The sequence below is a fragment of the Streptomyces triticisoli genome, from assembly GCF_003270085.1.
Taxonomy (GTDB): Bacteria; Actinomycetota; Actinomycetes; order Streptomycetales; family Streptomycetaceae; genus Streptomyces; species Streptomyces triticisoli.
In genome coordinates this window covers 1-2,120 of sequence record NZ_QFDQ01000047.1, presented here as the reverse complement: position 1 = coordinate 2,120, position 2,120 = coordinate 1, and the positions used below count along the sequence as shown (strand labels likewise).

Genomic DNA, 2,120 nt, shown 5'->3' with positions numbered 1-2,120 from the left:
GTTTCTGGGGCGGGTGCGCACGATCCTCCTTGTGGGGAAGGAAACTGGCGGCTCTTGTTGGCTGCCCGGGGTCCCGCCACGGCCGTCGTCGCCGGCGGCGGCGGGTGCGACGGCGGCCGTGGCGAGCAGCGCGCCGGTGACGGCCGCCAGGGCCAGCCGGGTGAGAGAGAAGCGCGGGGACGGCATGGAGCACCTCCACCTGAGGCAGCGAAACCCACGGAAAATGGGGAAAAGTGACTAACCGCAACATTAGGAGTGGCGCGTGTCGGACGCCCGTCGCACTGAGCCATCGGGGACGCGACCTCTGAGGAAGCGTCAGGGCCGCCGCGCTTCAGGAGGCGGCGGCCAGGGCGGAACGTCCGTGGATCACGTCTCTCCAGTGGCGGGGCGCGCACGAGTGCCGCGCAGGAACGTACGCACCCCGGACGAACCGGTCACTCGGTCAGCTCCTCCAGCAGCCGCGCCGTCGACAGCCCCGCCCGCAGATAGGCGACGAACAGCTTGTTGTGCAGTGCCCAGGGAGAGCGGTGGGCCCGGATCAGCCGGATCGCCTCGTCGGCGGAGCGCCCCTGGCGGATCAGGGCGTGCGCGACGACCAGCCCCGAGCGGTTGTACCCGGAGTAACAGCGCACGAGCACCCGGCGGCCCTGCTCCAGCGCGTCACAGACGGCCTGGGCCAGCCGCATCACACCCGCGAGCTGGGTCCCGTCCAGCGGCCCGTCGGGTATCGGCCACACATGGTGCTCGACACCGGGGTCGGGCCCGTGCCCCGGAAGCCGGAGCAGGGTCTGCACAAGATCGAATTCATCGCGCACGACGGCGAGCTCCAGCTGCCCGGCACGCCCCCTGAACTCGTGCCCGCCCATCCACAGGCCGGGCACGATCTCGCTCCACGGGCTGTCCGGGGCCGGTACGTCGGGCTGCTTTCCGCGGGTCCGCAACGGCGCCTCCCCAACTCCGCCTCCCACCGTTCCTCAAAGGTAGCCGGGTTCTTGCCCTGACAGCACCCCGCCTGTTCCCATGGTCGGTGGGGGTGATGATGCATGAGCGGACACCGCGGACTGCGCGTCATACCGACCTGGCGCCACGGACAGGAACGGCTCTACGTGTGCCGGCCCGACGGCAGGAACGTCGCCTGGTACGACCGTGAGGCCGCTCGCGTCCACGTCCTCAGAGAGGACGAGCAGGAGGACGTGCTGCAGGCCCTGGGCCCCTTCCTCACCGGCCCGGTGGCGGTGGGGCCGCCCCCGGTCCCCACCCCCGCCGACCTCGCCCGCCTGAGCCTCCACCCGGACGACGACCTGGCGCCCAACCGCCCCGGCGAGGCCCTGCTGATCGCCCTCGAACGGGACCCCGGCCCCACCCACCGCCTCCGCCCGGACCCCCGCCGCCGTGCCCTCACCGCCGAGCAGACGGTCGGCGAGGTCCTGGACGCCCTGGACGGCGCCGGCTGGCACACCCTGCACTCGATCCCGCTGCCGGGCGGCGACCGCATCCACCACCTGGCGATCGGCCCCGGCGGCCTCTTCGCCGTCCACGCCCTCCACGCCCGCAAACAGCACGTCCAGATCGCCGACCCCCTGGTCACCGTGGGCCGCCACGACCCGGCCCCCCTCCTCCGCGACCTCCGCGCGACGGCCGACCGCGCCTCCTACGCCCTCACGGCCGAGGTCCACCCCCTCCTGGCCCTGGCAGGCCCGGCCGACCTGCGCGCGACGACCCCGCCGAGGGGCGTACGCGTCCTCCAGTGCTCGGACCTGCCCTCCCTGTCCCGCCTGGGCGGCGTACTGAAACCGGCGGACGCGGAAGCGCTCCACTCGATGGCCAGGGACCGGCGGACGTGGTGGCGGGTGTGACAGCGCAGCTGCGCCCACTCCGCGCTCACAGCAACGCGCGCGCACACTCGGGAGTCACAGGACGAGAAAGCAACGTAAACTCCTCAAAAGCGGCAAACAGCTCGCACTGAACCGCTCCGGAAGGTGCTGCACGTGCGATCCATTTGGAACGGCGCCATATCGTTCGGCCTGGTCAGCATCTTTTTTGTCCCCTTCCGCCAGATCCACACGGAGGACGGCAGCCGCATCCGCTACCGCAGGGTGTGCGAACTGGAGGACCGCGAA

Annotated in this window: 2 protein-coding genes and 2 pseudogenes; 2 read left to right on the top strand and 2 right to left on the bottom strand. The window is 71.8% G+C overall.

The window, feature by feature from the left end; all coding sequences use genetic code 11:
- Positions 1-186, bottom strand: a pseudogene (locus DEP02_RS34475) (hypothetical protein); the annotation flags it as partial.
- 248 nt (positions 187-434) lie between these two features.
- Positions 435-941, bottom strand: a complete 507-nt coding sequence (locus tag DEP02_RS08655; protein ID WP_112466758.1) for a protein-tyrosine phosphatase family protein — start codon at positions 939-941, stop codon at positions 435-437.
- Positions 942-1,043: 102 nt separating this feature from the next.
- On the opposite strand from DEP02_RS08655, the gene DEP02_RS08650 reads away from it, so the two are divergent.
- Both DEP02_RS08650 and DEP02_RS08645 read left to right on the top strand, forming a co-directional pair.
- Positions 1,044-1,856, top strand: coding sequence for a nuclease-related domain-containing protein (locus tag DEP02_RS08650; RefSeq protein WP_112466759.1), 813 nt, complete (start codon positions 1,044-1,046; stop codon positions 1,854-1,856).
- Positions 1,857-1,988: 132 nt separating this feature from the next.
- Positions 1,989-2,120, top strand: a pseudogene (locus DEP02_RS08645) (non-homologous end joining protein Ku); the annotation flags it as partial.

Bases quoted from the DNA above. Each gene is read 5' to 3' on its own strand.
- DEP02_RS08650 (WP_112466759.1), top strand. From the start codon at position 1,044: ATGAGCGGACACCGCGGACTGCGCGTCATACCGACCTGGCGCCACGGA.